The sequence below is a fragment of the Micromonospora sp. DT201 genome (genome assembly GCF_049841575.1).
Lineage (GTDB): Bacteria > Actinomycetota > Actinomycetes > Mycobacteriales > Micromonosporaceae > Micromonospora.
In genome coordinates this window covers 163,831-190,749 of sequence record NZ_JBNCKP010000002.1, presented here as the reverse complement: position 1 = coordinate 190,749, position 26,919 = coordinate 163,831, and the positions used below count along the sequence as shown (strand labels likewise).

General features: G+C 70.3%; 22 protein-coding genes and 1 pseudogene. 9 read left to right on the top strand and 14 right to left on the bottom strand.

Annotated features, from left to right (window positions below; genetic code table 11):
- Window positions 1-147 precede the first annotated feature (147 nt).
- From ACLQ28_RS04615 to ACLQ28_RS04595, 5 genes and pseudogenes are all read left to right on the top strand, one after another.
- On the top strand, window positions 148-780 hold the full coding sequence (locus tag ACLQ28_RS04615) for a protein jag (RefSeq protein ID WP_425684936.1): 633 nt from the start codon (window positions 148-150) through the stop codon (window positions 778-780).
- 4 nt (window positions 781-784) lie between these two features.
- Window positions 785-1,639: a 16S rRNA (guanine(527)-N(7))-methyltransferase RsmG gene (gene rsmG / locus ACLQ28_RS04610; protein ID WP_425684935.1), complete on the top strand. Its 855-nt coding sequence runs from the start codon at window positions 785-787 to the stop codon at window positions 1,637-1,639.
- Window positions 1,640-1,895: 256 nt separating this feature from the next.
- Entirely contained in the window at window positions 1,896-3,215 is a 1,320-nt protein-coding gene (locus tag ACLQ28_RS04605; RefSeq protein WP_425684934.1) for a ParA family protein, read from the top strand.
- A gap of 27 nt (window positions 3,216-3,242) precedes the next feature.
- The gene (locus ACLQ28_RS04600) at window positions 3,243-4,265 is read left to right on the top strand and encodes a ParB/RepB/Spo0J family partition protein (protein WP_425684933.1); all 1,023 of its coding nucleotides are present in this window, start codon (window positions 3,243-3,245) and stop codon (window positions 4,263-4,265) included.
- A gap of 1,952 nt (window positions 4,266-6,217) precedes the next feature.
- Window positions 6,218-6,584, top strand: a pseudogene (locus tag ACLQ28_RS04595) (hypothetical protein); the annotation flags it as partial.
- 742 nt (window positions 6,585-7,326) lie between these two features.
- Here the strand turns inward: ACLQ28_RS04595 and ACLQ28_RS04590 are convergent.
- Window positions 7,327-8,331 carry a D-alanine--D-alanine ligase family protein gene (locus tag ACLQ28_RS04590; protein WP_425684932.1) on the bottom strand — a complete coding sequence of 335 codons (1,005 nt, stop codon included), beginning with the start codon at window positions 8,329-8,331 and terminating at the stop codon, window positions 7,327-7,329.
- A gap of 7 nt (window positions 8,332-8,338) precedes the next feature.
- Window positions 8,339-9,652 (bottom strand): PLP-dependent aminotransferase family protein, encoded by a 1,314-nt coding sequence (locus tag ACLQ28_RS04585; protein WP_425684931.1) that lies wholly within the window; start codon window positions 9,650-9,652, stop codon window positions 8,339-8,341.
- Window positions 9,653-9,946: 294 nt separating this feature from the next.
- Here ACLQ28_RS04585 and ACLQ28_RS04580 point away from each other — a divergent pair, with 294 nt between their 5' ends.
- Window positions 9,947-10,612, top strand: coding sequence for a GNAT family N-acetyltransferase (locus ACLQ28_RS04580; protein WP_425684930.1), 666 nt, complete (start codon window positions 9,947-9,949; stop codon window positions 10,610-10,612).
- 19 nt (window positions 10,613-10,631) lie between these two features.
- Here the strand turns inward: ACLQ28_RS04580 and ACLQ28_RS04575 are convergent, their stop codons facing one another.
- The 7 genes from ACLQ28_RS04575 to murJ form a co-directional block, all read right to left on the bottom strand.
- Window positions 10,632-11,795: an N-acetylmuramoyl-L-alanine amidase gene (locus ACLQ28_RS04575; RefSeq protein ID WP_425684929.1), complete on the bottom strand. Its 1,164-nt coding sequence runs from the start codon at window positions 11,793-11,795 to the stop codon at window positions 10,632-10,634.
- A 170-nt stretch (window positions 11,796-11,965) separates the two neighbouring features.
- Window positions 11,966-12,289 (bottom strand): thioredoxin, encoded by a 324-nt coding sequence (gene trxA, locus ACLQ28_RS04570; RefSeq protein WP_030331849.1) that lies wholly within the window; start codon window positions 12,287-12,289, stop codon window positions 11,966-11,968.
- 32 nt (window positions 12,290-12,321) lie between these two features.
- Window positions 12,322-13,272: a thioredoxin-disulfide reductase gene (trxB, locus tag ACLQ28_RS04565; protein WP_425684928.1), complete on the bottom strand. Its 951-nt coding sequence runs from the start codon at window positions 13,270-13,272 to the stop codon at window positions 12,322-12,324.
- Between the two features lie 183 nt (window positions 13,273-13,455).
- A complete protein-coding gene (locus tag ACLQ28_RS04560) occupies window positions 13,456-14,475 on the bottom strand; it encodes a hypothetical protein (protein ID WP_425684927.1) in 1,020 nt (339 codons plus the stop codon).
- Entirely contained in the window at window positions 14,472-15,188 is a 717-nt protein-coding gene (sigM, locus tag ACLQ28_RS04555; protein WP_425685336.1) for an RNA polymerase sigma factor SigM, read from the bottom strand. The genes ACLQ28_RS04560 and sigM overlap by 4 nt, the downstream gene beginning before the upstream one ends.
- 43 nt (window positions 15,189-15,231) lie before the next feature.
- Window positions 15,232-16,836 (bottom strand): protein kinase family protein, encoded by a 1,605-nt coding sequence (locus ACLQ28_RS04550; protein ID WP_425684926.1) that lies wholly within the window; start codon window positions 16,834-16,836, stop codon window positions 15,232-15,234.
- 444 nt (window positions 16,837-17,280) lie between these two features.
- Window positions 17,281-19,035, bottom strand: coding sequence for a murein biosynthesis integral membrane protein MurJ (murJ, locus tag ACLQ28_RS04545; protein WP_425684925.1), 1,755 nt, complete (start codon window positions 19,033-19,035; stop codon window positions 17,281-17,283).
- 126 nt (window positions 19,036-19,161) lie between these two features.
- Between murJ and ACLQ28_RS04540 the strand changes: the two genes are divergently transcribed.
- Complete coding sequence (locus tag ACLQ28_RS04540; RefSeq protein WP_425684924.1) at window positions 19,162-20,622, top strand: CCA tRNA nucleotidyltransferase; 1,461 nt, start codon at window positions 19,162-19,164, stop codon at window positions 20,620-20,622.
- A gap of 235 nt (window positions 20,623-20,857) precedes the next feature.
- Here the strand turns inward: ACLQ28_RS04540 and ACLQ28_RS04535 are convergent, their stop codons facing one another.
- Both ACLQ28_RS04535 and ACLQ28_RS04530 read right to left on the bottom strand, forming a co-directional pair.
- Entirely contained in the window at window positions 20,858-22,393 is a 1,536-nt protein-coding gene (locus ACLQ28_RS04535; protein ID WP_425684923.1) for a flotillin family protein, read from the bottom strand.
- A gap of 27 nt (window positions 22,394-22,420) precedes the next feature.
- Window positions 22,421-22,942, bottom strand: coding sequence for a hypothetical protein (locus ACLQ28_RS04530; RefSeq protein ID WP_425684922.1), 522 nt, complete (start codon window positions 22,940-22,942; stop codon window positions 22,421-22,423).
- A gap of 78 nt (window positions 22,943-23,020) precedes the next feature.
- Here ACLQ28_RS04530 and ACLQ28_RS04525 point away from each other — a divergent pair, with 78 nt between their 5' ends.
- Window positions 23,021-23,500: a methylated-DNA--[protein]-cysteine S-methyltransferase gene (locus ACLQ28_RS04525; RefSeq protein ID WP_425684921.1), complete on the top strand. Its 480-nt coding sequence runs from the start codon at window positions 23,021-23,023 to the stop codon at window positions 23,498-23,500.
- 206 nt (window positions 23,501-23,706) lie between these two features.
- Here the strand turns inward: ACLQ28_RS04525 and ACLQ28_RS04520 are convergent, their stop codons facing one another.
- Together ACLQ28_RS04520 and ACLQ28_RS04515 are read right to left on the bottom strand one after the other, a co-directional pair.
- The gene (locus ACLQ28_RS04520; RefSeq protein ID WP_110564822.1) at window positions 23,707-24,786 is read right to left on the bottom strand and encodes an inositol-3-phosphate synthase; all 1,080 of its coding nucleotides are present in this window, start codon (window positions 24,784-24,786) and stop codon (window positions 23,707-23,709) included.
- Between the two features lie 23 nt (window positions 24,787-24,809).
- On the bottom strand, window positions 24,810-25,448 hold the full coding sequence (locus ACLQ28_RS04515) for a PadR family transcriptional regulator (protein WP_425684920.1): 639 nt from the start codon (window positions 25,446-25,448) through the stop codon (window positions 24,810-24,812).
- Between the two features lie 175 nt (window positions 25,449-25,623).
- Here ACLQ28_RS04515 and ACLQ28_RS04510 point away from each other — a divergent pair, with 175 nt between their 5' ends.
- Window positions 25,624-26,073, top strand: coding sequence for a DUF5318 domain-containing protein (locus ACLQ28_RS04510; RefSeq protein ID WP_425684919.1), 450 nt, complete (start codon window positions 25,624-25,626; stop codon window positions 26,071-26,073).
- A 139-nt stretch (window positions 26,074-26,212) separates the two neighbouring features.
- Here ACLQ28_RS04510 and ACLQ28_RS04505 read toward each other — a convergent pair whose 3' ends face one another.
- Window positions 26,213-26,854: a hypothetical protein gene (locus tag ACLQ28_RS04505; protein ID WP_425684918.1), complete on the bottom strand. Its 642-nt coding sequence runs from the start codon at window positions 26,852-26,854 to the stop codon at window positions 26,213-26,215.
- Between the last annotated feature and the right edge of the window lie 65 nt (window positions 26,855-26,919).

Genomic DNA, 26,919 nt, shown 5'->3' with positions numbered 1-26,919 from the left:
GCGCCGGGGCGGAACCGACCGCGCATCGCGCGGCCACGGGCGACACTGCCCGTACAGACGTGCCCGTGGGCACCGGCGACCTCCCGCCGGCTACGGGAAACCAGTCGGACCCCGACGGTCCGGCCGAGCGAGTACGGAGATGAGACCGTGACCGAGACCAGCATCCCCCGCGCCGAGCAGTCCCTGGACGAGGAGGAAACCGCGACGCTCGCGGTGGACGGCGACGACACCGAGGCCGAGGCCGGCGACGACACCGACGCCGAGGCCGACGGCGACACCGATACGGCCCCTGCCGGCCGGGTGAAGAAGGCGGTAAGCGAGGGCGACCTCTTCCGGCAGAGCGAGATCGCGGCCGACTACGTCGAGGGACTGCTCGACATCCTCGACTACGACGGCGACATCGACGAGCTGGTCGCTGCCGGCCGCCCGATGGTCGAGGTGGTTGGCGAGCGGCTGCAGAATCTGGTCGGTCAGCGAGGCGCGACCCTGGAGGCGCTGCAGGAGCTGACCCGCCTCGCCGTCTTCCGGCAGACCGGGACCCCGAGCCGCCTGCTGCTCGACGTCGGTGGCTACCGGGCGAACCGCCGCAAGGAACTCGCCGCGGTCGCCAAGAACGCCGTCGAGAAGGTCAAGGAGTACGGCGAGCCGGTCCGACTGGACGCGATGTCCGCGTTCGAGCGCAAGTGCGTGCACGACGTGGTCAACGCCATGTCTGGTGTGGCTAGCGAGTCCGAGGGTGTGGAGCCGAACCGGCGCATCGTCGTACGGCCGGCGGACTGACCGAGTGACTCACGACGACATCACGGCCGACGCCGTGACGGGCCCGGGCGGCACGCCGCCCGGGCCGTCCGCTGTCCGGCCCGCTACGCCCGAGGTCGACGATGATTCGACTCGGCGCGACACTGCCCCGTCGCCAGAAGACGCGGCGCTGCCGCCCGAGCTGGCCCCGGCCGCACTGACCCTCTTCGGTGACCGTCTCGACCTGGCCGCCGCGTACGCCGAGCTGTTGGCCACCGACGGCGTTGTCCGCGGCCTGATCGGCCCCCGAGAGGCACCTCGCATCTGGGACCGGCACCTGCTCAACTGTGCTGCGATCGCCGAGCGGATACCGTCCGGCGCGACTGTGCTCGACGTCGGGTCCGGTGCCGGTCTGCCGGGTCTGGTCCTGGCCATCGCGCGCCCCGACCTCACGGTCACCCTGATCGAACCCCTCGCTCGACGTACGTCGTTCCTGATCGAGGTCGTCGAGCGACTCGGCCTGGCCAAGTCGGTGCGGGTGTTCCGTGGTCGGGCCGACGAGGCTGCCACCGGGTCGAGCGGCCGGGAACCCATCAGCGGAGATGTGGTGACTGCCCGCGCGGTCGCCCCACTGGATCGTCTGGCGGGCTGGAGTCTGCCTTTGGCGGTCCGTGGTGGCCGTCTGCTGGCGCTCAAAGGCTCGTCCGCGGCAGCGGAGATCGAGGAGCACGCCAAGGTTGTGACGCGACTTGGTGGCGGGGAGCCGGCCGTGCACCTCTGCGGCGTCGGGGTGATTGACCCACCGACCACTGTCGTGGAGATCGTGCGCGAGCGAATGATCGGTCCTCCGCGCGTGGCGGCCACCAAGCGGTCCCGGGGCGGACGCTCCCAGCGACGTTGAGAGTTCGCGCCACCGGGCTTCCGGCCGGTGGGTTGCCTCGTTGTACCGGTACGGATGGACGAGGGGATGAGAACCCGACGTGGACCGGCCGCGCCCGTCCGCCGTAGGCTGACCGCGCGTCGATAGTGTGGAGTGGGCGACGGGCGTCGCGGGTCTCCGACCGCTCCCGAGAGCCGTACGCTCCGGGTTGCGAGCGTGGGTGCGGCGAAGTTGACCGGGGCGCGGACCGACCATCCGAAGCGGGCAGGGATGACAGGTGCATGACGACGGCAGGTACGACGATCCACGCGTGACCGGGTCAACCAGCGATCCCGTTTCACGTGAAACCGACTACCCGAGCTGGTCGCCCGGCGCGACCCCCCCAACGACCCGCCCTCCGGACAGCGATCCGCCGCCGAGGCGCGGAGAGCCGGCAGATCAGTCGACCGGGCCGGAAATCGCGGACCCGTCGGTTGTTCGACGGACACCGGAAGGGCCGACCCGACCGGCCAATGCCGCTGAGGTGCGGCAGACGTCCGGTCGGCGGAACACCGCCGCAGCGGTTCGCTTCGAACCGGTGGTCCCGCACCAACCCAGCGCGGCGGTTGTTCGGGACGCCGTGGCGGTGATCGCCGACGCTCCGGTCGCTTCGACCGAGTCGTTGGCTGCCGTGGCGGCCGATCCCACGTACGTTTCACGTGAAACCCCGACGCGCGAAGAGGATGACCCACCGTTGGCTATGGAGGCGATGCGCGCCGTGCAGATCCTGAATCCCAGTGGCGAGGTGACCATGCCTCGGCCAGACCGGACCCGGGTCATGTGCGTCGCCAACCAGAAGGGCGGCGTGGGCAAGACCACGACCACCGTCAACCTTGCGGTGGCGCTTGCCCTGCACGGCAACCGGGTGCTCGTGGTGGACCTCGACCCGCAGGGCAATGCCTCGACCGGGCTCAACGTCCCGCACCACACCGGGATCCCTGACGTCTACGACTGCCTGATCAACAGCGTGCCGCTGGCCGAGGTGGCGCAGGCGGTCGAGGGCATCCCCAACCTCTGGTGCGTACCCGCGACCATCGACCTGGCCGGCGCGGAGATCGAGCTGGTGTCGGTGGTGGCGCGGGAGTCGCGCTTGGACCGGGCGATCGCCGCCTACCCCGGCGAGTTCGACTACGTCTTCATCGACTGCCCGCCCTCGCTCGGTCTGCTCACGGTCAACGCCCTGGTTGCCGCGCAGGAGGTGCTGATCCCGATCCAGTGCGAGTACTACGCCCTGGAAGGGCTCAACCAGCTGATCAACAACATCAACCTGGTGCGCCAACACCTCAACCCGAAGCTCGACGTCTCCACCATCCTGCTGACGATGTACGACCGGCGTACCCGGTTGGCCGACGCCGTCGAGCAGGACGTCCGGAACCACTTCGGCGACAAGGTTCTCCAGGCGGTCATCCCCCGCAACGTCCGGGTTTCCGAGGCACCCAGCTACGGCCAGTCGGTGATGACCTACGATCCCGGTTCGCGGGGGGCCACGAGTTACTTCGAAGCTGCCCAGGAGATCGCCGAACGAGGCGTCAAGGAGCCGGTGGGCCGGAATGCGTAGTGCGCACGAGTCGCTGGGAGGCGAGGCATGAAGAACCGTCCTCGGGGCGGTCTGGGTAGGGGCCTGGGGGCACTGATCCCGACCGGGCCGGCGCCCAGTGCCGCCGGCACCGTGACGGCCGAGCCGGAGAACGAGCACGCGGACGATGCGGATGCCGTAGCCGTCCCCGCGGTGTCTGCCGGGGCGCAAGTTCACGAGCCGGAGCAGCCCACGCTCAGCCCGGTACCCGGAGCTCGATTCGCCGAGATCCCGGTCGACGCGATCCTGCCCAACCCGAAGCAGCCCCGCCAGGTCTTCGATGAGGATGCACTGGAGGAGCTCAAGACCTCGATCCAGGAGGTCGGCTTCCTCCAGCCCATCGTGGTCCGGCAGCTCGACGACGAGAAGTACGAACTCGTAATGGGCGAGCGGCGCTGGCGGGCCGCTCAGGCGGTTGGGCGGGAGAACATCCCGGCGATCGTCCGGGACACCCGTGATGACGCCATGCTCCGTGACGCCCTCCTGGAGAACATCCACCGGGCCAACCTGAACCCTCTGGAAGAGGCCGCCGCCTACCAGCAACTGCTGGAGGAGTTCGGGGCCACCCACGAGGAGCTGGCCCGCCGGATTGGCCGAAGCCGGCCGCAGATCTCCAACACGATTCGGCTGCTGAACCTTCCGGCCCAAGTGCAAAAGCGGGTTGCTGCGGGGATCCTGTCGGCGGGTCACGCCCGCGCTCTGCTGAGCCTCGACGAGACCGAGGCACAAGAGCAGCTGGCATTGCGGATCGTGGCCGAGGGCCTGTCGGTTCGGGCGACCGAGGAGATCGTGGCCTTGGCGCTGAACGACGGGCCGGCGAAGGGCCAAGCCGCGAAACGGCGACCGAAGGCGCACGCGCCGGCCCTGACCGATCTCGCCGATCGGCTGTCCGACCGGTTCGACACCCGGGTGAAGGTGGACATCGGCCGGAGCAAGGGCAAGATCACCATCGAGTTCGCGACGGTGGACGACCTTGAGCGGATCGTCGGGATCATCGGAGTGCAGCAGGAGGAGAGCGGGGACGGGGACTGAGTCCGCCCCTCTCGCTCGCGGCCGCGCCACCCCAAGGGGTGCGCGGCCGTTCTGCATCCGGCTCACCGCGTTTCACGTGAAACAGTCCGCCGCGTCCCGGGCCTCTGGCGGGTGGAGGCTCGGTGCTCGGTGCTCGGGGCTCGGTGCCCGGCGCTCGGTGCCCGGTGCCTGCGGCTCGCTGCCTGTCGCCCGCTGCCCGGTTGGGCCAGTCGCGCCCGCCCTGACGGCCAGCGCCCGTACCGGAACGCCGACGAGCACGCCTTAGCTCTGTTTCACGTGAAACGGCGGCCTCTGCGGGTGGTTGGGCGTCTCGCGGCTCACGGGAGTGACCATGCAGCGCCCTTGCGGGCCGCTGAGTGGCCCGCTGCCGCGTTGCTTGCCACTGGGGGTGGCTCTGGGTGTCCGAGCTGTCCACGGTGATCTCAGTGCTCGCCTGGCGGCGAACTGGGCACCGCACGCGCCCCGGGCCCCGGGCCTTGCTCCCTGGGTCTTGCGCCGCGCGCCTTGCTCCCCGGGTCCTGCATCCCGGGCCTCGGGCCTCGGGCCTCGCGTCCCGGGCCTCGGGCCTCGCGTCCCGGGCCTCGGGCCTCGCGTCCCGGGCCTCGGGCCTCGGGCCTCGCGTCCCGGGCCTCGGGCCTCGGGCCTCGCGTCTCGCGTCTCGGGTCTCGCGTCCCGGGTCTCGGGCCTCGCGCCTCGGGTGTCGGGGCGTTGGGCGTCGCGGGCGTTGGGTGCCGGGGCGCTGGGCGTCGCGGGCGGTGCGTCGCGGGCGGTGCGTCGCGGGCGGTGCGTCGCGCTTCGCGCGACCCGACGCATGATCGACTCCACATCCGCGACATTGCGGTATCCGAGCGGCCGGACACCGCTAGATCGGCGATATGAAGTCGATCATGCGTCGGACCGGACCGGACCGGACCGGACCGGACCGGACCGGACCGGACCGGACCGTGCCCATTGCCTCGCGTGGCGGGTCGTGCGTGTCTTGCGCCTCGCGTCTGACCCGTCGGTCCTTCACCGTCCACAGCCCGCCGTAGTAGCTCGCCGTCCAACGCCGCTCGCGGCCGCACGTCGTCCACCGGCTGGCGCCTCTCGACGGTCTGCGCCTGACGCCGCCCGTCGCCTCTCGGTGGCTGCGCCACGCCGCTCGCCGCCTCTCGGTGGCTGCGCCACGCCGCCCGCCACTTTTTTGGGAGGTCCGCGCCCGACGTCCTCTGCCACCGGACCCACACAGCGCCGCCGACGTCTCTTAGGACGCCCGTTGGAGCCCATGCGCATCGCGCCCCTGTCCGGAGGTGTCAGCGATCGCGCTGGCGTGGGCGCGCGCGGTCCCAACGGCGACTCGGTAGGTGGCCGGTCGGTGCGGGCCCCTCGTCCCACTCGGAGGGGCAATCTCTGAGGAAGAGCAAGGTCAGGGCCGCACCGTTCCGGCGGCGGTACCGAGTGGTCATCGCCGGGCGGTTCAGCGGTCCGCGGACAACGACTGCCGGGCCGAAAAGTTATCCACACCCGTTGTCCACAGGCACCCCCCGTTTCACGTGAAACAGCGCGTGGGAGCGGGTGCGAGCCTGTGGACGACGGCCTGTGTTCAGGATCTCGGCAGCCTGTGGATATCGCTCCGAGGTGCTAGTGGTGAGCCGGCATACCTGGTCGACGGACGGCTTTGATGCGGTCAGTCGGGACCGATCAAACAGGTAGGGACAGCGCTGCCAGACTCCGTTAGGGTCAGCGTCGTGCACGACACCCCTCCCTCAGTTCCGGACTTCACCCAGTGGCCGTCATTCCCCTTCGAGGGAGACCTCCACGTGAAGCATCTCGATGATCCGGTCCCGGTCGAACCGCCCCGGAAGGGCGAGGGTCTCCGGGAATGCACCGCCTGCAACGCACCCGACGACGCCTATATCTGGGTGGGAGAGCGGTGGCGCGTACGTGCCATGGACCGGCCCACTGGCCTGCCCATGGTGCTCATCCTGGAATCGCGGACCCACCTCGATCTCGGTGACCTGCCGAACCTGCTTGCCGCCGAGTTGGGTGTGATGACCGTACGGCTGGAGCGAGCCATTCGGTCTCTCGACGGTGTGGCACGGGTGCACGTCAACCGGTGGGGCGACGGCTCAGCCCACCTGCACATGTGGTTTCTCGCCCGGCCGTACGGCCGCCTTCAGTTGCGGGGCACCTTCCTGTCACTGTGGGACTCGATCCTGCCGCCGATCTCTGAGGCGCAATGGCGGGAGAATCTGGCGCTCGTCGCCGCCTGGCTTGCCGAATTCGGTGGCCGCCCGCTCGCCGAGCCACCCCGCATCCAGTGGCAGGCGCCGTCCAGCCTTCTGGCCCAGTCCGCCGCTGCGGATGCCGCTGCCGCGGCGGAGGCAGCCGCAGCAGCCGCCGAGGCAGCCTCGGTCATCGAGGCTGCAGAAGAGATTCCGGAACCAGGGAGTGAGCTAACTTCCGGCGCCGAACAGACCGACGACGACGGGGCGCCCTCAGCTGATCCCGTCTTCCTGGACACGGACACCGACGCTGGCTCCGCGGCCGCCGTCACCGATCGGCCGGGTGAACCCACTCGGCCGGACTCTGCCACGAATATGTCGACAAACGCGTCCCCCGCGTCAGCGCCCGGGACGTCAGCGCTCGGGACGTCAGCGCCCGGGACGTCAGCGCCCGCCGCTCAAGCCCTCGGCACCGTCGACGCGGCGGAACCGCCAACCGGCGGCCCCGCAGCCCTTCATGACCCGGCGGGCGAAACCGATGACGAGGCCGCCCCTGTCGCGGCCAACGAGTCCGGCAAACAGGCCGCTCCCGACGACAGCACGGACGGCAGCACGGACGGCACGGACGGCAGCACGGACGGCACGGACGGCACGGACGGCACGGACGGCAGCACTACAGATGCGGCACCTGCACCAACCTCACACGCCAACGGTGCCGACACACCCGACGTACGCACCACCCGCTGATGGTGGACCGACCATGAGGGTGGCGACGGCAACTCCCGGTCCCCGCGCCAACCTCATGGTCGACCCGTGGGCAGCACCGCGCGCAGCCGGCGCGCTGGCGGACAGTTCAGTCAGGGAGCGGTGAGGCGGGCCGCTGCTCGGGCGACCAGGGTGCCGAGGAGTCGGCCAAAGTCCAGCCCTGCCGCCTGCACGGCCAGCGGCAGCAACGACGTCTCCGTCATGCCCGGCGAGACGTTGACCTCCAGCACGTGCGGCTGGCCGGCAGCGTCCACGATCACGTCGACGCGAGAGAGATCCCGCAGACCGAGCGCGGTGTGCGCGGCGAGGGCCACGTCAGCGACAGTGGCTGCCACCTCCGGGGCCAGCCGGGCCGGAGCGTGCCAGGTGGTCCGTCCCGCCGTGTAGCGGGCGGCGTAGTCGTACACACCGTTACGCGGCACGATCTCCACCGGCGGTAGCGCCTGTGGTCCGTCGCCGAGATCGACCACGGAGACCGCCACGTCCATGCCGGGTACGTACCGCTCCACGAGGGCGGTGGAGTCGTACGCGAAGCAGCCGACCATCGCGGCGGGCAACGCTGCGGCGTCCCGGACCACCGCGCCACCCAGCCCTGACCCGCCCTGTGCCGGCTTGACCATCAGGGGTAGGCCCAGTCGGTCGACGATCCGGTCCAACACGGCGACCGCGCCAAGCTCGGAGAAGCGATCGTGTGGGAGGGCCACCCAGTCCGGGGTGGGGATGCCGGCCTCGCGGAGCACCGCCTTGGCCGAGGGCTTGTCCCAGGCGACCCGGGAGGCTCGGGCGTCGCAGCCGACGTACGGGATGTCGCACAGGTCCAACACGCCGCGCAGTGAGCCGTCCTCACCGGTGGCACCGTGCAGTGCGATTACCACGGCGTCCGGCGGGTCGGCAGCCAGCGCCGGCAGCAGGGCCACGTCGGCGTCCCGCAGCTCGGCTTCCACCCCAACGGCGCGCAGCGCATCGAGCACCCGGCGACCGGAGCGCAGCGAGACGTCCCGTTCATAGGAGAGCCCACCCGCGAGCACCACAACATGCAGGTCGGCCGAGATGGCGGAATCGGTCACGATGAGGCGCTCGGCGGCGGTCGTACCCATGCCGGCATCATGCCAAGTCGGGCCCGGGCGCGTCGGAGCCGGCCTGGCCGCGCCGGCCGGTGGCGCCGCCCACGGCACCGAAGACCCGGCGCATTGCGATGTCCTGCTCCATCACACCGGCGAGCCGGCGGACGCCCTCGCGGATCCGCTCCGGCGGCGGGAAGCTGAAATTCAACCGCATGGCGTCGGTGCCGGTGCCGTCGGCGTAGAAACCGGTGCCGGGCACGTAGGCGACCCGGGCGGCGATCGCCCTCGGCATCATGGCCTTCGAGTCGAGCCCGTCGGGCAGGGTGGCCCACACGAAGAGACCGCCGGCCGGCGTGGTCCAGTTGGTGCCCTCGGGCATCAGGTCGGCCATTGCGTCGAGGAGGGCGTCCCGGCGTTCCCGGTAGACCTCGCGATAGACCTTGAGCTGCTGCCGCCACGGCATGGTGCCCAGATAGGTGGCCACGGCGGCCTGGGCGTAACCACTGGGGCAGAGGATCTGCGCCTCGCTGGCGATGACCAGCTTGTCGCGGACCGCGTGCGGCGCCAGGATCCAGCCGACCCGCAGCCCTGGCGCGAAGGTCTTGGAGAAGGTGCTGAGGTAGAAGACCCCGTCCCGGCGACGGGCCCGCAACGGCGCCGGCGCTTCACCCTCGAACCCCAGCTGACCGTACGGGTCGTCCTCGACGACGAGCAGGCCCGCGCGCTCGCAGATGTCGAGCACTCGTTCCCGCCGCTCCTCGCTCAGCGTCACACCGGTCGGGTTCTGGTAGGTGGGGATCGTGTAGAGGAACTTGACCCGTCGGCCCGCGCGGGCCAGGTCGGCGATGGCCGTCTCCAGCGCCTCCGGGATCAGCCCGTCCGCATCCATCGGTACGTGCACAACCTGCGCCTGGGCGGCCTGGAAAACTCCGAGCGCACCGACGTACGTCGGCCCCTCGGCGAGCACCACGTCACCCGGATCGAGGAAGAGTCGGGCCACCAGGTCCAGTGCCTGCTGCCCGCCGACGGTGACCACGACATCCTCCGGGGAGGCACCACACGCGGCGTCGATCCCGGAGAGCGACATCACCTCGCAGATCCGCTCGCGCAGCTCGAGGGTGCCCTGACCGATGCCGTACTGCAGGGTGGTCACGCCGTGTTCGGAGCCGAGCCGGCCGAGCATCTCACCGACCGCGTCCAGCGGAAGAGCTGCGATGTATGGTGCGCCACCAGCGAGCGAGACGACCTCCGGGCGACTGGCCACCGCGAACAATGCTCGAATCTCGGAGGCGGTCATTCCGCGTACCCGCCGGGCGTACCGGTCGGTGTAGTCGTCGAGAGTCGTGCCGGTCATGACCTCACCTCGATCGCTGCTCGGGCTCCCGCCCCGGATACCCCATACACCGGTGACCATGGCGGCGGGCGGGACACCGATTGTCGATCCTAGTCCGCCAGAGCCACGCTGCCGGCCTGCCGAGACGGATCGACCACATGGCGGACCGTCCTCGACGCCCCCGGTGTGGCGGGCATCTGCGCGTCCCCTCCCGAATCGCCGATCGGCGGCGTACGATCGCTCGTCGGGGGCAGGAAGGCGGCGCTGTCGTTCCATGCCGGTCTTACCACCGAGCCTATTGTGGGGATGCGCCATATGTCGCGACGTCTGGTCAGCCTGACCCTCGACACGTTGGAAGACCTTCCTAACCCGTGCCGGCAGTGCGTCTACTGGGAGCTTGATCCGGTCTCCGCGGACCGGGCCTGCGCCGCTGGTGATCCAGGTCTGGAGAAGGAGGCGTGGGTCTCCCAGACGTTGCTGGAGTGGGGCTCCTGCGGCAAGCTCGCGTACGTCGACGGCATGCCGGCGGGCTTCGTGATGTACGCCCCGCCCGCCTACGTGCCCCGCTCGATGGCGTTCCCGACCTCGCCTGTCTCCGCTGACGCGGCATTGCTGATGACGGCGAACGTGGTCGCCGCGTTCGCCGGTGGCGGGCTGGGCCGGATGCTGGTGCAGGGCGTCGCTCGGGACCTGACCAAGCGGGGGATCAAAGCCATCGAGGCCTTCGGCGATGCCAAGTTCGGCGACGCGGACGACCCTGCGGGCGGTTGCGTGGCGCCTGTCGACTTCTTTCTCTCCGTAGGCTTCAAAACGGTACGTCCGCATCCGCGTTTCCCACGGTTGCGCCTTGAGTTGCGTACGGCATTGAGCTGGAAGTCCGACGTCGAGTACGCGCTGGAAAAGTTGCTCGGCTCGATGAGCCCGGAGACCCTGCTCCGCCCGGTCCGTCCCGCCCCGGCCACGCGCTCCACCAGCGGCTGACGACGGAGAACGCAGCGGTTCAGTCGATCACCGTGCCGGCGGTGACGACGGCCCGCAGTTCGCTGACATCCAGTGAGCCGGTTGGAACGTCCAGCTCGATCGGGTAGTACATCCGTTGCACCGCGGCGACGATCGCCTCCACCACCCGGTCCCGGAAGCGGGGGTCGACGAGGTGGGCGCGGTCCGTGGGCGAGGTGAGGTAGCCGACCTCGATCCGGACGGCGGGCATCCGCGTCAGTCGCAGCAGGTCCCAGGTCTTGGCGTGGGTACGGCAGTCCCGTAGCCCGGTCCGGGCGACGATCTCCCGCTGTACCAGCCCGGCCAGACGTTCACCGGTCGCCGACGTCACCCCGTTGTCGGTGCCGTAGTGGTAGGTCGCCACGCCCTCCGCATCCGGGTTCGGGTGGCCGTCCAGGTGCAACGAGATGAACACGTCAGCGCCCAGCGAGTTGGCCAGCAGGGCCCGGTCGGTGTCCGGCAGGCATCTGTCCGGCGACGGGCCCCGGGTGAGCTGCACCCGCACCCCGGTCGCGGCGAGTCGCCCCTCCAGTCGGCTGGCCAGGTCGTGCACCAGGTCGGCCTCCGTCCAGCGCAGCGACCCGTCGGGCACCACCATCCCGGGGTCGGTGCCCCCGTGCCCTGGGTCGATGACCACCGTCTTGCCGACCAACGCCGGCCCGGACTGCCGGATCGCGTCAGATTCGCGCAGCCACTGCGGACGGCCACCGACCACCTTGCGGCCGATCCGGCGCAGTGCGTTCATGGTGTGGGGGCCGCAGGAGCCGTCGGGAGTGAGGCCGACCTCCCGCTGGAACTGGGCCACCGCCCGCGAGGTCCGGATGCCGTAGATGGCGTCCGCCCGGCCCACGTCGTACCCCATCTCCAGCAGTCGCTCCTGCAGTGACCGAACGTCTTCGCCGCTGAGCGGATCGGGGACCGCGTGGTAGAGAGTGCGGGCGCCGAGCCGCCAGCGGGCGGCGTCCAAGGCACGCCAGGTTTCCGCACCGACCCGACCGTCGACGCTGAGCCCTCGGGACTGTTGGAACGCGCGGACCGCTCGTTCGGTGTCGAGGTCGAACTCGTCGGTGTGTGGGCCGGCGACGGTGAGCAGGTCGAGGCCGGTCAGGATGCTGCGGATCTCCGTGACCGCGGGTCCCCGGTCACCGGGTCGGATCGGACGCACGCACGACCCCCTCTGCACGACGCTGGCTGGCCGGGCGGCCCAGGCTTGAGGCTATGCGTTCCGGGGCGGCGAGGTGGCTGGGCCGGGAAATAGGTCGACGGTGCGGCCGGGAAAAAACCGAACCCCGCACCCGGCGAGCGGGTACGGGGTTCGGTGTGCGTTTCTGCCGGTCAGAGAGCCGATTCGATGAGCCGGACCAGCTCGCCCTTCGGCTTGGCACCGGCGATCGACTGCACGGGCTGACCGTTCTTGAAGACGGTGAGCGTCGGCACCGACATCACCCGGTAGGCCCGGGCGGTCTCGGGGTTCTCGTCGATGTTGAGCTTGACGATGGTGACCTGGTCACCCATCTCCCGGGCGATCTCCTCGAGCAGCGGCGACACCTTGCGGCACGGCCCGCACCACTCGGCCCAGAAGTCCACCAGAACCGGCTTGTCGGCCTGCAGCACGTCAGCGACGAAGCTCTTGTCCGTGACCGCCTTGGTTGTTCCCACTATGGCCCCTCCTCCGGGATGTGTTCCTTGTTTCAGCTGAGCGTCGCGATGAACCGCTCGGCGTCGAGCGCGGCGGCACAGCCGGTGCCGGCCGCGGTGATCGCCTGACGGTAGGTGTGGTCGACCACGTCGCCGGCGGCGAAGACGCCGGGCACGCTGGTGCGGGTGCCGGGGGCCTGGACCTTCACGTAGCCCTCGTCGTCCATCTCGACCTGACCACGGAAGAGCTCGCTGCGGGGGTCGTGACCGATCGCCACGAAGACGCCGGTGACGTCCAGCACCTTGGTTTCGCCGGTGTGCACGTTGCGGACCCGTACGCCGGTGACCTTGCCGTCGTCGCCGAGGATCTCCTCGACGGCGCTGTTCCACTCGACCTTGATCTTCTCGTTGCTCAACGCCCGCTCGGCCATGATCTTGCTGGCCCGGAACGAGTCGCGCCGGTGGATGATGGTGACCGACTCGGCGAAGCGGGTGAGGAAGCTGGCCTCCTCCATCGCCGAGTCGCCGCCGCCGACGACCACGATGTGCTGATTGCGGAAGAAGAAGCCGTCGCAGGTGGCGCAGGAGGAGACGCCGTGGCCGAGGAATTCCTGCTCACCGGGCACGCCCAGCGGACGCCAGGCCGAACCGGTGGAAAGGATGATGGATCGGGCCCGGTAGGCGGTCTCGCCGACCCAGACGGTGCTCACCGCGCCGGAGCCGGCGTCGCCGGTGTCCACCAGCTCGACGCGGGTCACGTCGTCGGTGAGGAACTCGGCGCCGAACCGCTCGGCCTGCTTGCGCATGTTGTCCATCAGCTCGGGGCCGAGGATGCCATCAGCGAAGCCGGGGAAGTTTTCCACCTCGGTCGTGGTCATTAGCGCACCACCGGACTGCACGCCCTCAATGATCAGCGGCTTCAGGTTGGCGCGTGCGGCGTAGACCGCCGCCGTGTAGCCGGCCGGCCCGGAGCCGATGATGATCAGGTTGCGGACCTCGTCCACTGCCGTCTCCCGAGTTGTGTGTGTTCGGCGTCGGCGCGAGCACCGATGCTGATCCGAGTTGCCGACGCCTGGGTGGGGCCGGCAGCTGACTTCCAGAACGTCATCGTACGAACCGGGGATTCCCGAGCCGGGCATCCGGTGGGTCACGTCACGCGTGCGGTCATCGCGCCGTTGGCCGTGGATTCACCCTACCCGCGCGGAATACCGGCTGTCCGAGGCGGACCCGGGCACCCCGCACTCCGGGCCGCTCACCCAGGCCCAGCGGGCCCCGCTGGCGTCGGTGAAACGGATGATCAGCGCCTGCTCGCCCTGGAACCGCGCGTAGTCGATCACCTCGACCACGAGTGGTGCGGATCCGTGCTCCGCCGCCACGTCGGCCAGGCAGGCGGTCAACCCGGCCTCGTCGGTCAGCCGGGCCAGCTGATCCAGCCCGTCGGGCGAAGGACGTCGATCCTCCTCGGCGGCCACCTCCGGCGGAGTGCCGCGCGTGTCGCTGGTCGCCCGGCTGGGGGCTGGTCGGCTCTGCGCGTCGACGCCCTGCGCGTCGTCGAGGGTCTGGGGGGTGTAGTTCGTACCGCTGTGTAGTGCCGGCCCGGTGGTGCGGACCGCGCCCGCCGCCGCCCCGGCAACCTCGGGCGCGTTGACCGGGTGGTTCAGGGCGCTGCCGGCGGTGTCCGCGGCGTTCATCGAGAGCTGGTTGAGGCCCAGCGCGACCGCGACGACGGCGATCGCCGCAGCGGCCACCGGGACGCCCCGGCGGACCCAGCCGCGCCTGCGTCGACCCGGGCCCGTGGGCAACTGGCGACCCGACCCGGCCGGCGTGGGGACGGCTGGCCGGCGACCAGCCCCGCCCTGCACCGGCACGACCAACGGCGTCGCGTGGACGCCCTGCCGGTCGACCTCGGGAGCGGCGGCGTCCTCGTCCGCCGAGATGCCTTCCGGCAGCGGCCCCGCAGCGGCGAGCGCGGCGATGAGGCGGTCGGCGATCGCCTGCGGCATCTCCGGCGCAGGCTCGGCCCAACGGGCCAGGTCCGCACGGACCTCCGTCAGCGCGGGGGCCAACAGCGCGTACGTCTCGGCCCAAGCCGGGTCCGCGGACACCAGCTGGGCGACCTCCTCCTGCTGCGGGGTGCCGTCCAACGCCCCGCCGAGGTAGTCAGCGAGCAGGTCGTTGTCGACCTCCCGGAACCCCTCGGTCGTCACGTGTCCTCCTGGTTGGCGTCCAGCCGGTACCGGCCCGACCCAGATCCGACGCCCTCGGCCAAGCTTGGGTTCCCTGGCGTGACGCCCGGCACCTCCCTGGTCGGGCCGGTCGGGTCCGGTCGGGTCGAAGGCGTTGCGGCGACGGTAGGGCGAAGATGCCCGAGTAGCACCGCCAGCCGGGCCCGTCCCCGGGCGCATCGGCTCTTCACCGTCCCCTCGGCGACACCGAGGATGCGGGCGACCTCGGCGACCGGGTAGCCCTGAACGTCCACCAGCACCAGCGCGGCCCGTTGCTCGAGGGGCAGCGCGGCGAGCGCCTCGCGGACCACCAGCGCCGTGTCGTGGTCCTGCGTCGGTGCGGCCGGCTCGATCCCGCCGATGCCTGAGCCGTCCTCCGCACGGTTGCCGTCCGGCAGTGGCACGGTCGGGTGCGCCTGCCGGCGACGGATTCGGTCCAGGCAGGCGTTTACCACGATGCGGTGCAGCCAGGTGGTGACGGCGGAGTCACCCCGGAACCGGGCCGCCGCCCGGTGCGCGGAGAGCAGCGCGTCCTGGAGTGCGTCGGCGGCCTCCTCACGGTCACCGAGCGTACGCACCGCGACCGCCCAGAGCCGGTCGCGGTGCCTCTGGAACAGCTCGGCGAAAGCGCGCCGGTCGCCATCGGCGTGGGCACGCAGCAGCTCCAGATCCGAAGCGGCGGCGTGCCCGTCCATCACCACGTCCCGCGGATGCGGTGCCACGGCGGAGATGCCAGGATCACGACCCCTGGACCGTGATCTCCTCGACGTCGACCTGGAAGCCCCGCTCACTGGCCGGCAACTCGGTGATCCAGAAGAGCAGGTACCGGTATTTCGCGTCGGCGTCGAAGCCATCGAACGCCATGGTGGTGCCGTCGTGGTCCTCGAACGGCTGCCCGATGGCCTTTGCGGTCTTGTAGTTGGCCATCAGCTGCTTGTCGCCATCGGTGGTCGACGGCGGGTTGATGGTGCCGGTGAGGAGTTGGGCGGAGGCGCCGCGGGCCGAGAGCACCACCTGCACCGACTTGACGGTGTGCGGTTCGCCGAGATCCAGCCAGATCCCCATGCCCGACTTCTGGTTACCGAACTTGGCAGCCTTGTAGGTGTCGGTGCCCCAGCCCTTGTCCGGGTCGCCGTCGATCACCTGTTTGGCGCCCTTCAGCTCGTCGCGCTTCTGGCTGTCCGGGTCGATGATCCGGACGTCCTTCACGGGTAGCTTGCGCACCGTGGCGGTGGCCGGGGTGGCATCGCCGGCGGGGGCGCTCGACGACGGAGTGGGGCCCTGGCTGGCCTGCGGGTCCTTGTCGCCAAGCGTGCTGATCCCGATCAGCAGACCGACAAGGGCGACCGCCAGCAGACCGGCGATGCCCACGGCGACCTTGCGACCACCGGCCGCGGCCAACGGCGACGGCTCTTCTCCGGTCTCGCCGGAGAACCGCAGTGGGCCGCTGTTTTCGAGGTAGTGCTCCTCCTCGGCCGGCACGTCCAGTCGGGCCAGCTCGGCGGCGAGCACATCGGAGGACGGCGGCGCGATCTCGGCGTCGAGCAGATCCATGGTCAGGTCGTCCAGGTACGCGGGCACGCCCGCCCGGACCTGACGGGGTGCCGCGAGGGCACCCCCGGCGTCCCGAACAGCGTCCGGGATGGCGGCACGGCCGTGGCCAGCGGTGGCGCCGTGCAGCGGGGCCTCAGCGTGCGGCCAGTAGCCGGTCAAAGCGAAGTAGAGGACGCCGCCGACCGCCCGGATGTCGTTCTCCTGGCTGTCGGCACCATCGGTGCGCGCGTCGGCCAGGACCACGCGGCCCTCGTCACTGATCATGACGGTGCCGGGGTGGACGTTGCCGTGCACCATTCCGGTGGCGTGCACTGCCGCGAGTGCGCTCGCGACGGCGTTGCCGATAGCGGTGGCGCGGGCCGGGTCCAACGGGCCGTCGGTGGCGAGGTCGCGCAGGGACTGCCCGTCGACCCACTCGCGCACCACGTAGGCCCGGTCGGCCTCGTCGATCGCGTCGTAGACGCCGACCAGGTTGGGGTGGATGACTCGGCTGGCCGCGACGGCGGCCTGAAGCATCTCGGTGGCGGAGTCGCCACCCGGGTAGCGCAGCACCACCGCGACGGGACGGCGCAGGATGACATCGACCCCGCGCCAGACCAGCCGACCAGCGCTGTCGTTGTTGATGTGCTCAACCAGCTCGTACCGCTCGGCGAGGACTTCACCGGCCGTGGGAGCACCGAAGGTCATGACCGGAGGAGCGCTTTCGTCCGCCTCCTGACCCTCGCCGACCTGGGTCACCCGTCCTCCCTCGGTGATCGTGTCGATCGATGGACCCGCACTGCTGGGCATGTGGCTTCCCGCTCTGCCGTTGAAGGAACCGGCCGACCGGTGTCGACGCGCAGCGTCGGCCCCTGCCGTACCCGTCGAGAGCGACCTTACCCGGGTTGCCCGTCTCCCCGACATGTCATCTTCCTGCCGTACCCGGCGGGCTTCCGGCAGTCGGAGAACTCGTCCGGTTACGACCGTTGTCAGCCACGTTGCTGGCACATGTACTAGCTAATCTACGGCTTCACCGCAAGTGACCGACGCCGGGGCTGGGCTGGTGAGGCACTCTCGCCAACAGGCATGTTCCCGCCGATCGGCTTGCCACGCTCAGCCGTACGGTTGGTTATCCACAGGCCGATGCGGTGGTTGACCGGCGAATCGCGGAGTTATCCACAGGTGTGTCCCCAGCCTGGTGATCCGTGGTCACGTTCCGTAGGTGTGGCAACTTCTCGTGCCGAATGTTGACGGTCAGCGACCGAGGCGGCGGCGGACCATACCGACCACCTCGGTGATCTCGCCGATCCGCAGCAGCATGGCCAGAGCCAGGTAGGTCCCGCCGATAACCGCGCCGCCGATGGCGAGTTGCACGATGGCCTCGAGGCGGGTCGGCGTGGCGTCGCCTGGGAGCAGCTTGACCACGAGCAGGCCGACCAGCGCCGCGCCGAGCGCCGCGAGCAGGACCCGGCCGGCGGTGCGGGTGATCTCGCCGAGGCCGATGCGCCCGACCCGGGGGCGGAGCAGCCAGGCCGACCCGATTGCCGCCGCCAGATAGGAGACCGCGTTACCGATCATCATCCCGGCGCCGGCGAAGGTCGCCGAGAAGGCCACGAAGAGCACGATCTGTACGCCGATCCGCAGCGCCACCACCGGGATGTTGATCAGCGCGGGGGTGCGGGTGTCCGGCAGCGCGTAGAAGGCGAAGGTGAAGAGCTGACTCACCGCGAACGGAACCAGCGCCACCGCCGCGGCGAGCAGCACGACGGAGGTGGCGGTGGCGTTGTCCTCGTTGAAGGCGCCGAACCGGAACAGGGTGAACGCGATCGGCGTGGCGAGGACGGCGTAACAGACCGCGATCGGCGCGAGCACCGCGGTGACCGTGCGGGTGCCCCGGGAAAGGTCGGCGGCGAGGTCGGCGTACCGACCGTCGGCGGCGGCCGCGCTCATCCGGGGCATCAGCGCCGTGATGATCGAGACGGCGATGATGCCGTGTGCGGTCATCAGCAGCAGGAAGACGTTGTTGTAGATCAATGGCCCGGCGGCGTTCTCCTCGCGCACCCGGTTCAGCAGGTTGAAGAGCACGATCAGGCCGACCTGGCTCACCGCGACGTAGCAGATCATCCACGTCCCGAGCCGGCCCAGCTCCCGCAGGCCGAGCGCCCGGAAGTCGAAGCGCAGCTTCCAGCGGAACCCAACCTTGCGCAGCGCCGGCAGCAGACCGATTGCCTGGACCGCGACGCCGAGGAGTGTGCCGCCACCGATGAGGAAGACCCGCCCGGGAGTCATGTCATCCGGCCGGACGATCTTCGCCCCGAACACAGCGATGTAGAGGCCGGCGGTGCCGATGACCACCAGGTTGTTGAGGATCGGCGCCCACATCGGCGCGGCGAAGTGACCCCGGGTGTTGAGCACCGCGCTGATGAGCGCGCTCAACCCGGAGAAGAAGATCATTGGCAGTGTCAGGTACGACAGTTTGGTGACCAGGCCGGAGTACCCATTGGTCGACTCGTGGCCGCCGTACAACCAGGTCAGCGGTATCGCCAGGGCCACCGCCAGGACGGCCGCCGCGCCGAGCGCCAGCACCGCGAGGGTCAGCAGCCGCTGGGCGTACGCCTGGCCACCGTCGGCATCGATCTTGCGTCGGCGCACGAGCACCGGGATCAGCACGCTGGTGAGGACGCCGCCCAGCAGGAACTCGTAGACCATCCCGGGCAGGATCTGCGCCGTGGTGTACGCGTTGCCGACGAACCCGCCACCGAGCGCCGCCCCGATCACCAGGTTGCGCAGGAAGCCCGTACCTCGGCTGACCAGGCTGCCGACCGCCATCACCGCGCTGTTGGTCGCGGCGCTGGCCTCGCCCACCTGTTCCTGCGGAGGCGCGGTCGACTCCATCGACGGCTGGTTGAGCGGCTCCGCGGAGATGAAGGTGGCACCGTCGCCGGGCCGGAAGCCAGCGCCCGCACCACCCTCCGCGGCGTTGGCGCTGCGGTAGAGCCCGCCGCTCATCTCCAGCCTCCCAGGGGTACGTCGAGCCGGACACCGACCCGCACGCCACAGACCTTAGTCAACCGCCACCCGTTACCCACGCCCGGCGGATCGGATCACACCCCGGCCCGATAGGCTGGCGATCCCATGTCCGAAGCCTCCGATCCCCACGCCGCCGACCGCCGCGAACTCACCGCCGCGCAGCGCAACGCCGTTGCCGAACTGCTCCGGGTCTCCCCGGTCGCCGACGAGTTGGGCCGCCGGTTCGTCCGTGCCGGCTACGAGTTGCACCTGGTGGGTGGTTCGGTCCGGGATGCCCTGCTCGGCCGACTCGGTGACGACCTCGACTTCTGCACCGACGCGCACCCGGACGAGACCCTGCGGATCCTCAAGGGCTGGGCCGAGTCGATCTGGGAGACCGGTCGCGAGTTCGGCACCATCGGCGCTCAGCGCGGGGGCCTCCAGTTGGAGATCACCACCTTCCGCGCGGAGTCGTACGACCAGGTCAGCCGCAACCCCGTGGTGGTGTACGGCACCAGCCTCGACGAAGACCTCAAGAGGCGCGACTTCACGATCAACGCGATGGCGGTCAGCCTGCCGGAGCATCGGTTCACCGACCCGCACGGCGGGCTGGACGACATCTCGGCCAAGGTGATCCGCACCCCGAGCACCCCGGGTGAGTCGTTCGGCGACGACCCGTTGCGGATGCTGCGGGCCGCCCGGTTCGCCGCGCAGTTGCGCTTCGCCGTGCACCCGGACGTGCACAGGGCGATGACCGAGATGGCTGCCGACCTGGACCGGATCACCGCCGAGCGGATCCGCGACGAGTTCACCAAGCTGCTCTGCGGCGCTGACCCGATCACTGGGCTGCGGCTGCTTGTCGACACCGGGCTGGCCGAGCGGTTCCTGCCGGAGCTGACCGGTCTGAAGCTGGAGATCGACGAGCACGCCCAGCACAAGGACGTCTACGAGCACACGCTGACTGTCGTCGAGAACGCGGTCTCGTACGAGGAGGCGGGCTGCGACTTCATCCTGCGGATGGCCGCCCTCCTGCACGACGCGGGCAAGCCGGCGACGAAGGCGGTCGGGTCCGACGGCCGGGTCAGCTTCCACCACCACGAGGTGGTCGGCGCCCGGCTGACCAAGGCTCGGATGAAGGCGATGCGCTACCCGAAGGAGGTCACCGCGAAGGTGACCGCGCTGGTCGCGCTGCACCTGCGCTTCTACGGGTACGGGCGGGGCGAGTGGACCGACTCGGCGGTGCGCCGCTATGTCGCCGATGCCGGTGACCTGCTGCCCCGACTGCACAAGCTGACCCGTTCGGACTGCACGACCCGCAACCGTCGCAAGGCCGCCCAGCTCGCGGCCGACTACGACGCGTTGGAGGATCGGATCGCCCGGATCGAGGCCGAGGAGGACCTGGCCCGGGTCCGTCCCGACCTGGACGGCAACGCGATCATGGAGTTGCTCGGCGTACCGCCGGGGCCTGTGGTCGGGCGGGCCTGGAAGCACCTCAAGGAGCAGCGCCTCGAGCACGGCCCGCTGGACCGCGACGCCGCCGAGGTGGAGTTGCTGCGCTGGGCCCGTGCCGAGGGCCTGATCGAGTAGCCGCCGGGCCGACAGGCCGAGCCGCTGTCCGACGGGTGGCGGCCGGCACGACTGTCCTGCGGGTCGCCGCCGGCGGAAAGCCATGATCGACTCCATGTCGCCGATATGGGGGTATCTCGCCGCTGGGAAACCCCGATATCGGCGATGTCGTGTCGATCATTTGCCCACCGACCACGAAACCCTGACGGACGCCACCCCCGGTCCCCGGGAGTGACGCCCGTCGGCGTACGGCGCGTCAGCGGGTCTCGACGGCCGTTCCGTCCACGGCGGTGGTGCCCTTGCCGCCCGGGGTGCCGTTGCCGGCCGAGGTGGACGCCGAACCGAGCCGGCCCAGCAGACCGGCCAGGTCAATCCCGGTCAGGTCACTGCCAAGTTGGAGCCCCTGGGCGACGTTGCCGGCCACCGACTTCGTCAGCGACGAGGCGCCATCGGTGGAGATGACTGTCATCTTGTCGATCGCCCCGATCGGCGCGCTGGCCGCCTCGACCACCTTCGGCAGCACCTTGACCAGCAGGTCCAGCACCGCAGCCTCCCCGTACGCGGCGAACGCCTCGGCCTTGCGCGCCATCGCGTCGGCCTCGGCCTCACCCTTGGCCAGGATGGCTGCGGCCTCGGCCTGGCCCTCCCGCTCCACGGCCTCGGCGATCGAGGAACGCCGACGCTGCTCGGCCTCACCTTCTTTGGCGCCCTCGATCGCGTTCGCCTCGGCGAGAGCGGCCCGCCGGGCCCGCTCGCCCTCACCGGTCAGCCGGGCCTGCTCGGCGGAGGCCTGTGCGGCGGCGATGACCGCCTGCCGCTGTGCGTCGGCGTGCAGCACCGCCGCAGCGCGGGACGCCTCGGCCTCCTGCTCCACCTTGTACCGGGCCGCGTCGGCCGGCTTGCGCACCTCCGTGTCCAATTGGCGCTGCTTGAGTTCGGCGTTGCGCTCGGCGACCTTCTGCTGCTCGGAGAGGATCGCCTGGTCCCGCTCCGCCTGAGCGAGCGGGCCGGCCGCGGCGGACTTCGCCTTCGCCGCGTCGATCTCGGCCTGGATGCCGGCCTGCTTGAGGGCCAGGTTTCGGTTCGCCTCCGCGATGGCCTCCTCGGCGAGCAGCCGTTCCTGCTCGGCCTGCTGCCGGGCCCGTGCCTCGGCGATGGCCGCGTCCTTGAGCACCCGAGCGGCCTCGGGTCGGCCCAGATCCTGCAGGTAGGACCCTTCGGCGAGGATGTCCTGGAGCTGGAAGGTGTCCAGCACCAGACCCTGGTTGGTCATCGAGTGCTCGGCCTCCTCGGCCACGGCGCTGGCGAACGCCGCCCGGTCCCGGATGACCTCCTCCACGGTGAGCCGACCGACGATCGAGCGCAGCGCGCCGGCGAGCACCTCCCGAGTGAAGTTGTCGATCTCGTCCTGCTGGTGCAGGAACCGCTGGGCGGCGGCCCGGATCGCGTCCTCGGTACCGCCGACCTTGACGATCGCCACACCGTGCAGGTCGGCGCGGATGCCCTGCTTGCTCACCGCGCCCCGGATGCCTACGTCGATCCGCCGACTGGACAGGTCGAGCGACTGGAGCTTTTGCACCACTGGCAGCACGAAGACCGAGGCGCCCAGCACGACCTTCTGCCCGGAGTTGTCGGTCGACCGGCCGCCGTCGGCCGTCTGGGTGGTGCGGCCTTTGCGGCCGGTGACGATGAACGCCTCGTTCGGCCCGGCGACCTTGATCCGAGAGAGGACGAAGAGCACCAGGATGAGCACGAGGAGGACCACGCCACCGATGGCGATCAGCAGGGCCATGAAGGAGTCCCGTCTACGAAGGAGAGGTCAGTAGGCCTCGACGTGCACGCTGGTCTCGCTCAGCGCCTGCACGACGAAGACCTGGGTGCCGATCGGAATCGGCTCATCAGCGCGGGCGCTGAGCTTGACCGGTTGGCCGGCGAGGCGTACCCGAACCTCGCCGTAGCCGTTGAGCGGCACCGGGGTGACGACCAGGCCGATCGCACCGACCATGTCGTCGCGGGTGGGGGTGGGGTCGGTGCGCATGTTCCGTGCCGCCCGGCTCAGCCGGGACGCCAACCAGCCGGTGGGCGCGGCCGCGAGCACGCCGCCGGCCGCCGCGCCGACGATCATGCCCGGTGTACGAGCACCGAGCAGCTCGTTGACGATGGCCCCGCCGAACCCGAACGCCCCGGCGAAACCAGCGACCGTCTCGACGGAGATCGGACCGTCCACGTCGGCGTGCGCGAACTGGAACAGCTCGGTGCCGAGCAGAGCGAGCGCGAGCACCCCGATGCCGGCTGCGCCGATGATCAAAAAGACGAGCGTCCCCGTTGCCACGACCTGCACGGTATCGACGCCGTGCAACGCTGATCGGCTTCCACGGGCGGGCCCAAGCAGGGTCACCGGGTCGGGGAGAATGGGGCGATGCGTTGGACCGTGCTCGACTCACCGATCGGCGAGTTCTCCGTGGCCACCGACGGCGCGAGCGTGTGCGGCACGCACTTCGGCCGGACGGACACCGCGACCGACGAGCACGACGACTTGTTGTCCCGGCAGGCCGCCGCCGAGCTGCGGGCGTACTTCGCCGGCGAGCTGACCGCGTTCACCGTCCCGGTGGCGATGCCGCGTGGCTCGGACTTCGAGCGCGCCGTGTGGCGGGAGATGACTCACATTCCGTACGGCGAGACACTGACGTACGGCGAGGTGGCGCGAGCGGTTGGCGATCCCGGGGCGGCCCGGGCGGTGGGCGTGGCCTGCAACCGCAACCCGGTACCGGTGATCGTGCCGTGTCACCGGATCGTCGGCGCCGGCGGCAAGCTCGTCGGCTTCGGCGGGGGCCTGCCCCGCAAGGTAAAGCTGCTGGAACTGGAGGCCGGGGTCGCCCTACGACGCGCCTGGTCCTGACCCCGCGCCTGCCCTGCGCCTGCCCTGCCCTGCTCTTCGCATGATCGACTCCACATCGCCGATGTTGCGGTGTCAGGTCGCTCAGATGCCGCCATGTCGGCGATACGGAGTCGATCACCCTCACCGCCTGGAGACGTCGAGTTGGACGCGGCGAGGGCCGGGTCCAACTCGGACCCGGCCCTCGGCCGTGCTTACTGCTCAGCGGGTCAGCGCTCGACCTCGCCGGCGATGAACTCCTCGACAGCCTGGTGGGCGTCGTGGTCGGCGTACTGCACCGGCGGGGACTTCATGAAGTACGACGAGGCCGACAGGATCGGGCCGCCGATCTTCCGGTCCAGCGCGATCTTCGCGGCGCGGACCGCGTCGATGATGACGCCGGCCGAGTTCGGAGAGTCCCACACCTCGAGCTTGAGCTCGGCGTTGAGGGGGGTGTCACCGAACGAGCGGCCCTCCAGGCGGATGTACGCCCACTTGCGGTCGTCCAGCCACGGCACGTGGTCCGACGGGCCGATGTGCACGTCGCTCTTGCTCATCTCGTGCGGGATCTGCGAGGTGACCGACTGGGTCTTCGAGATCTTCTTCGAGACCAGCCGCTTGCGCTCCAGCATGTTCATGAAGTCCATGTTGCCGCCGAAGTTGAGCTGGTAGGTGCGCAGCAGCTCGACACCGCGGTCCTCGAAGAGCTTCGCGAGCGCGCGGTGCACGATGGTGGCACCGACCTGGCTCTTGATGTCGTCACCGACGATCGGCAGGCCAGCGTCCTCGAACTTCTTCGCCCACTCGGGGTTGGAGGCGATGAAGACCGGCAGGGCGTTCACGAACGCGCAGCCGGCGTCGATCGCAGCCTGGGCGTAGAACTTGGCGGCCTGCTCGGAACCGACCGGCAGGTAGCAGACGACAACGTCGACCTGCGCGTCGCGCAGCGTCTGCGCCACGTCGACCGGGGTGGCGTCGGACTCCTCGACGATCTCGCGGTAGTACTCACCCAGACCATCGAAGGTCGGGCCGCGCTGCACGGACACGCCGGTCGGCGGCACGTCGCAGAGCTTGATGGTGTTGTTCTCGCTGGCGACGATCGCCTCCGAGAGGTCCATGCCGACCTTCTTGGCGTCCACGTCGAACGCCGCGACGAACTCCACGTCAGAAACGTGGTAGTCGCCGAAGGCGACGTGCATCAGACCCGGGACGCGGTCGTTCGGGTCGGCGTTCCGGTAGTACTCGACGCCCTGAACCAGGGACGAGGCGCAGTTACCCACACCGACGATGGCGACGCGGACGGAGCCCATAGCGTCTGCCTCCTTCTTTTCTGTCACGGCCGCTCATTCCTGGTCTCTCCAGGCGGAGGCGGGCTGTTGTCTTCTCGTCGGCCGCCGGCTGTCCCGATGTTCGGGACCGTCGGGGCTCGGCCGGAGCGCTCGTTGGCGATGAGCTCCTCCAGCCAGCGGACCTCGCGCTCACAGGCGTCAAGGCCGTGGCGCTGCAGTTCCAAGGTGTAAGCGTCGAGGCGCTCGGCCGCTCGGCCCAGCACGTCACGAAGTCCTTCGCGACGCTCCTCGATCTTGCGGCGGCGACCCTCCAGAATGCGCAGTCGGGTCGCCTGGTCGGTCCGGGCGAAGAACGCGAAGTGCACCCCGAAGCCCGTGTCGTCATACGTCTCGGGTCCGGCCTGTGCGATCAACTGGCCGAAGCGTTCCTTGCCTTCCGCGGTGATTTTGTAGACCACCCGACCTCGTCGGCTGGTCAGCGCGGGAACCTCCTCGACGGTGACGGGTGTCTCAGCAGCTTCGGTGATCCATCCCGCCGCCTGCAGCCTGCGTAGGGTCGGGTAGAGCGAGCCGTAGCTGATTGCCGCCCGGATCGCGCCGAGTTTGGCGGTCAACTCCTTGCGCAGCTCATAGCCGTGCATCGGAGACTCCTGCAGGAGGCCGAGGATGGCGAACTCAAGCACTGGCCACCCTCTCTTTACCCTCCGGCTCGAAGTGGTAACCGCCGCGATGTATCGGACCGATACATCGCACGTTAGCGGGTCGCGCGGGCCAGGGCAAACCCCCGTTCCGAGATGCTCTCGTCACGGATCGTGAGCGTGGTCGCCTGCTCGGGCCGGACCGCGTACCCTTCTCCGCATGCGTACGCAGCGCCAGGTCGTCGACTACTCGCTTCAGAAGCGAGCAGTGCTGCGTGAGCTCCTGGCCGGCCGGGTCGGCACGTACGACGTCTGCGACGCGTCGCCCTACCTGAAGAACGCTGCCCGCTTCCACGGTGAGCCGACCGACCGGCGCTGCCCGATCTGCCGCAGTGAGAACCTGACCCTCGTCCATTACATTTACGGTGACGAGCTCAAGCAGTCCGCCGGGCAGGCCCGGACACTGACCGAGCTGCCCGTGCTGGCGATGACGCTGCGTGAGTTCCAGGTCTTCGTGGTGGAGGTGTGCCTCGGTTGTGACTGGAACCATCTCGTCGAGCAGTACCTGCTCGGCCGGGACGGTCTGATCGGCGACAGCGACGGCACCGGCGAGCAGGACGTGGCTGCCGCCGAAGGTGCGGGTCGGCGGAGGCGAGAGGCGCAACGGTGATCACAGCTGGTTGGACCGGCCCGGGGGCCATCGACAAGACCCGGGACGGCCGACCGCTCGGTGGTCCGATTAGCCCGATTGATGCAGCAATAACCTCGGCGAAACGGCACCCCCGTGCCGGTGTCCCGGGTGAAGCAACTCACGGCAACCCGGTGGCGGCGCAGTCGCGCCCCACCGCGACCGGCAGGGTGTGAGGAATGAACTCGTACGGCGATCCCAGTTCTGCGCGCGGAAGGGCCCAGTACCCGGGCCCGAACGGCGACCCCGGGCCGGGCGCGGACGACGCGTACCGCCGACCTGGCGTTGACTCCCCCGGGAGCGGCTGGTCGGCCTCGGAAGGCGGCGCGGCAACCCCGGGTCGCGCCTCGGTGACGCCTCGGGCCGCCGGCGGGCGGGCCACAGTGGGCGGTTCAGCCTCGGTGCCGCCGCGTGGCGCCGCAGCGGCCGGATCCGCCTCGGTGGGTTCGGCAGCGCCGGGCCGACCAGGGCGGGCCTCGGTGCCGGTGTCGCCGGCACCGGGTGGGGCACCCGGACGCGCTGGCGCGGGCCGGGCCTCGGTGCCCGTGTCCCCGGCGCCCGGTGCACCGGCAGGTCGGGCCGCAGTCGGTGCCGCAGCCGTGGGTGCCGCCTCTGTCGGCACCGCCTCGGCGGGCCGGGCCAGTGTCGGCTCCGCGTCGGTGGGTGGCCGTGCCGCGGTCGCCCGGGCGAGCGTCTCACCGGTCTCCGGTGGGCCGGGCGGGCCGGGTGGGCCGGGTGGGCCCAACGGTCCGGGTGGACCCAACGGGCCAGGTCGGGGCGGTCGTGGTGCGGGTGGCTCGGGCCCCGCAGGTCGGGCGAAGAAGCGCA

Coding starts and splice junctions, on each gene's coding strand:
- ACLQ28_RS04600 (WP_425684933.1), top strand. CDS start 3,243: ATGAAGAACCGTCCTCGGGGCGGTCTGGGTAGGGGCCTGGGGGCACTG.
- ACLQ28_RS04590 (WP_425684932.1), bottom strand. CDS start 8,331: ATGGGTACGACCGCCGCCGAGCGCCTCATCGTGACCGATTCCGCCATC.
- ACLQ28_RS04585 (WP_425684931.1), bottom strand. CDS start 9,652: ATGACCGGCACGACTCTCGACGACTACACCGACCGGTACGCCCGGCGG.
- ACLQ28_RS04580 (WP_425684930.1), top strand. CDS start 9,947: ATGTCGCGACGTCTGGTCAGCCTGACCCTCGACACGTTGGAAGACCTT.
- sigM (WP_425685336.1), bottom strand. CDS start 15,188: ATGGACGGGCACGCCGCCGCTTCGGATCTGGAGCTGCTGCGTGCCCAC.
- ACLQ28_RS04550 (WP_425684926.1), bottom strand. CDS start 16,836: ATGCCCAGCAGTGCGGGTCCATCGATCGACACGATCACCGAGGGAGGA.
- murJ (WP_425684925.1), bottom strand. CDS start 19,035: ATGAGCGGCGGGCTCTACCGCAGCGCCAACGCCGCGGAGGGTGGTGCG.
- ACLQ28_RS04540 (WP_425684924.1), top strand. CDS start 19,162: ATGTCCGAAGCCTCCGATCCCCACGCCGCCGACCGCCGCGAACTCACC.
- ACLQ28_RS04535 (WP_425684923.1), bottom strand. CDS start 22,393: ATGGCCCTGCTGATCGCCATCGGTGGCGTGGTCCTCCTCGTGCTCATC.
- ACLQ28_RS04525 (WP_425684921.1), top strand. CDS start 23,021: ATGCGTTGGACCGTGCTCGACTCACCGATCGGCGAGTTCTCCGTGGCC.
- ACLQ28_RS04520 (WP_110564822.1), bottom strand. CDS start 24,786: ATGGGCTCCGTCCGCGTCGCCATCGTCGGTGTGGGTAACTGCGCCTCG.
- ACLQ28_RS04510 (WP_425684919.1), top strand. CDS start 25,624: ATGCGTACGCAGCGCCAGGTCGTCGACTACTCGCTTCAGAAGCGAGCA.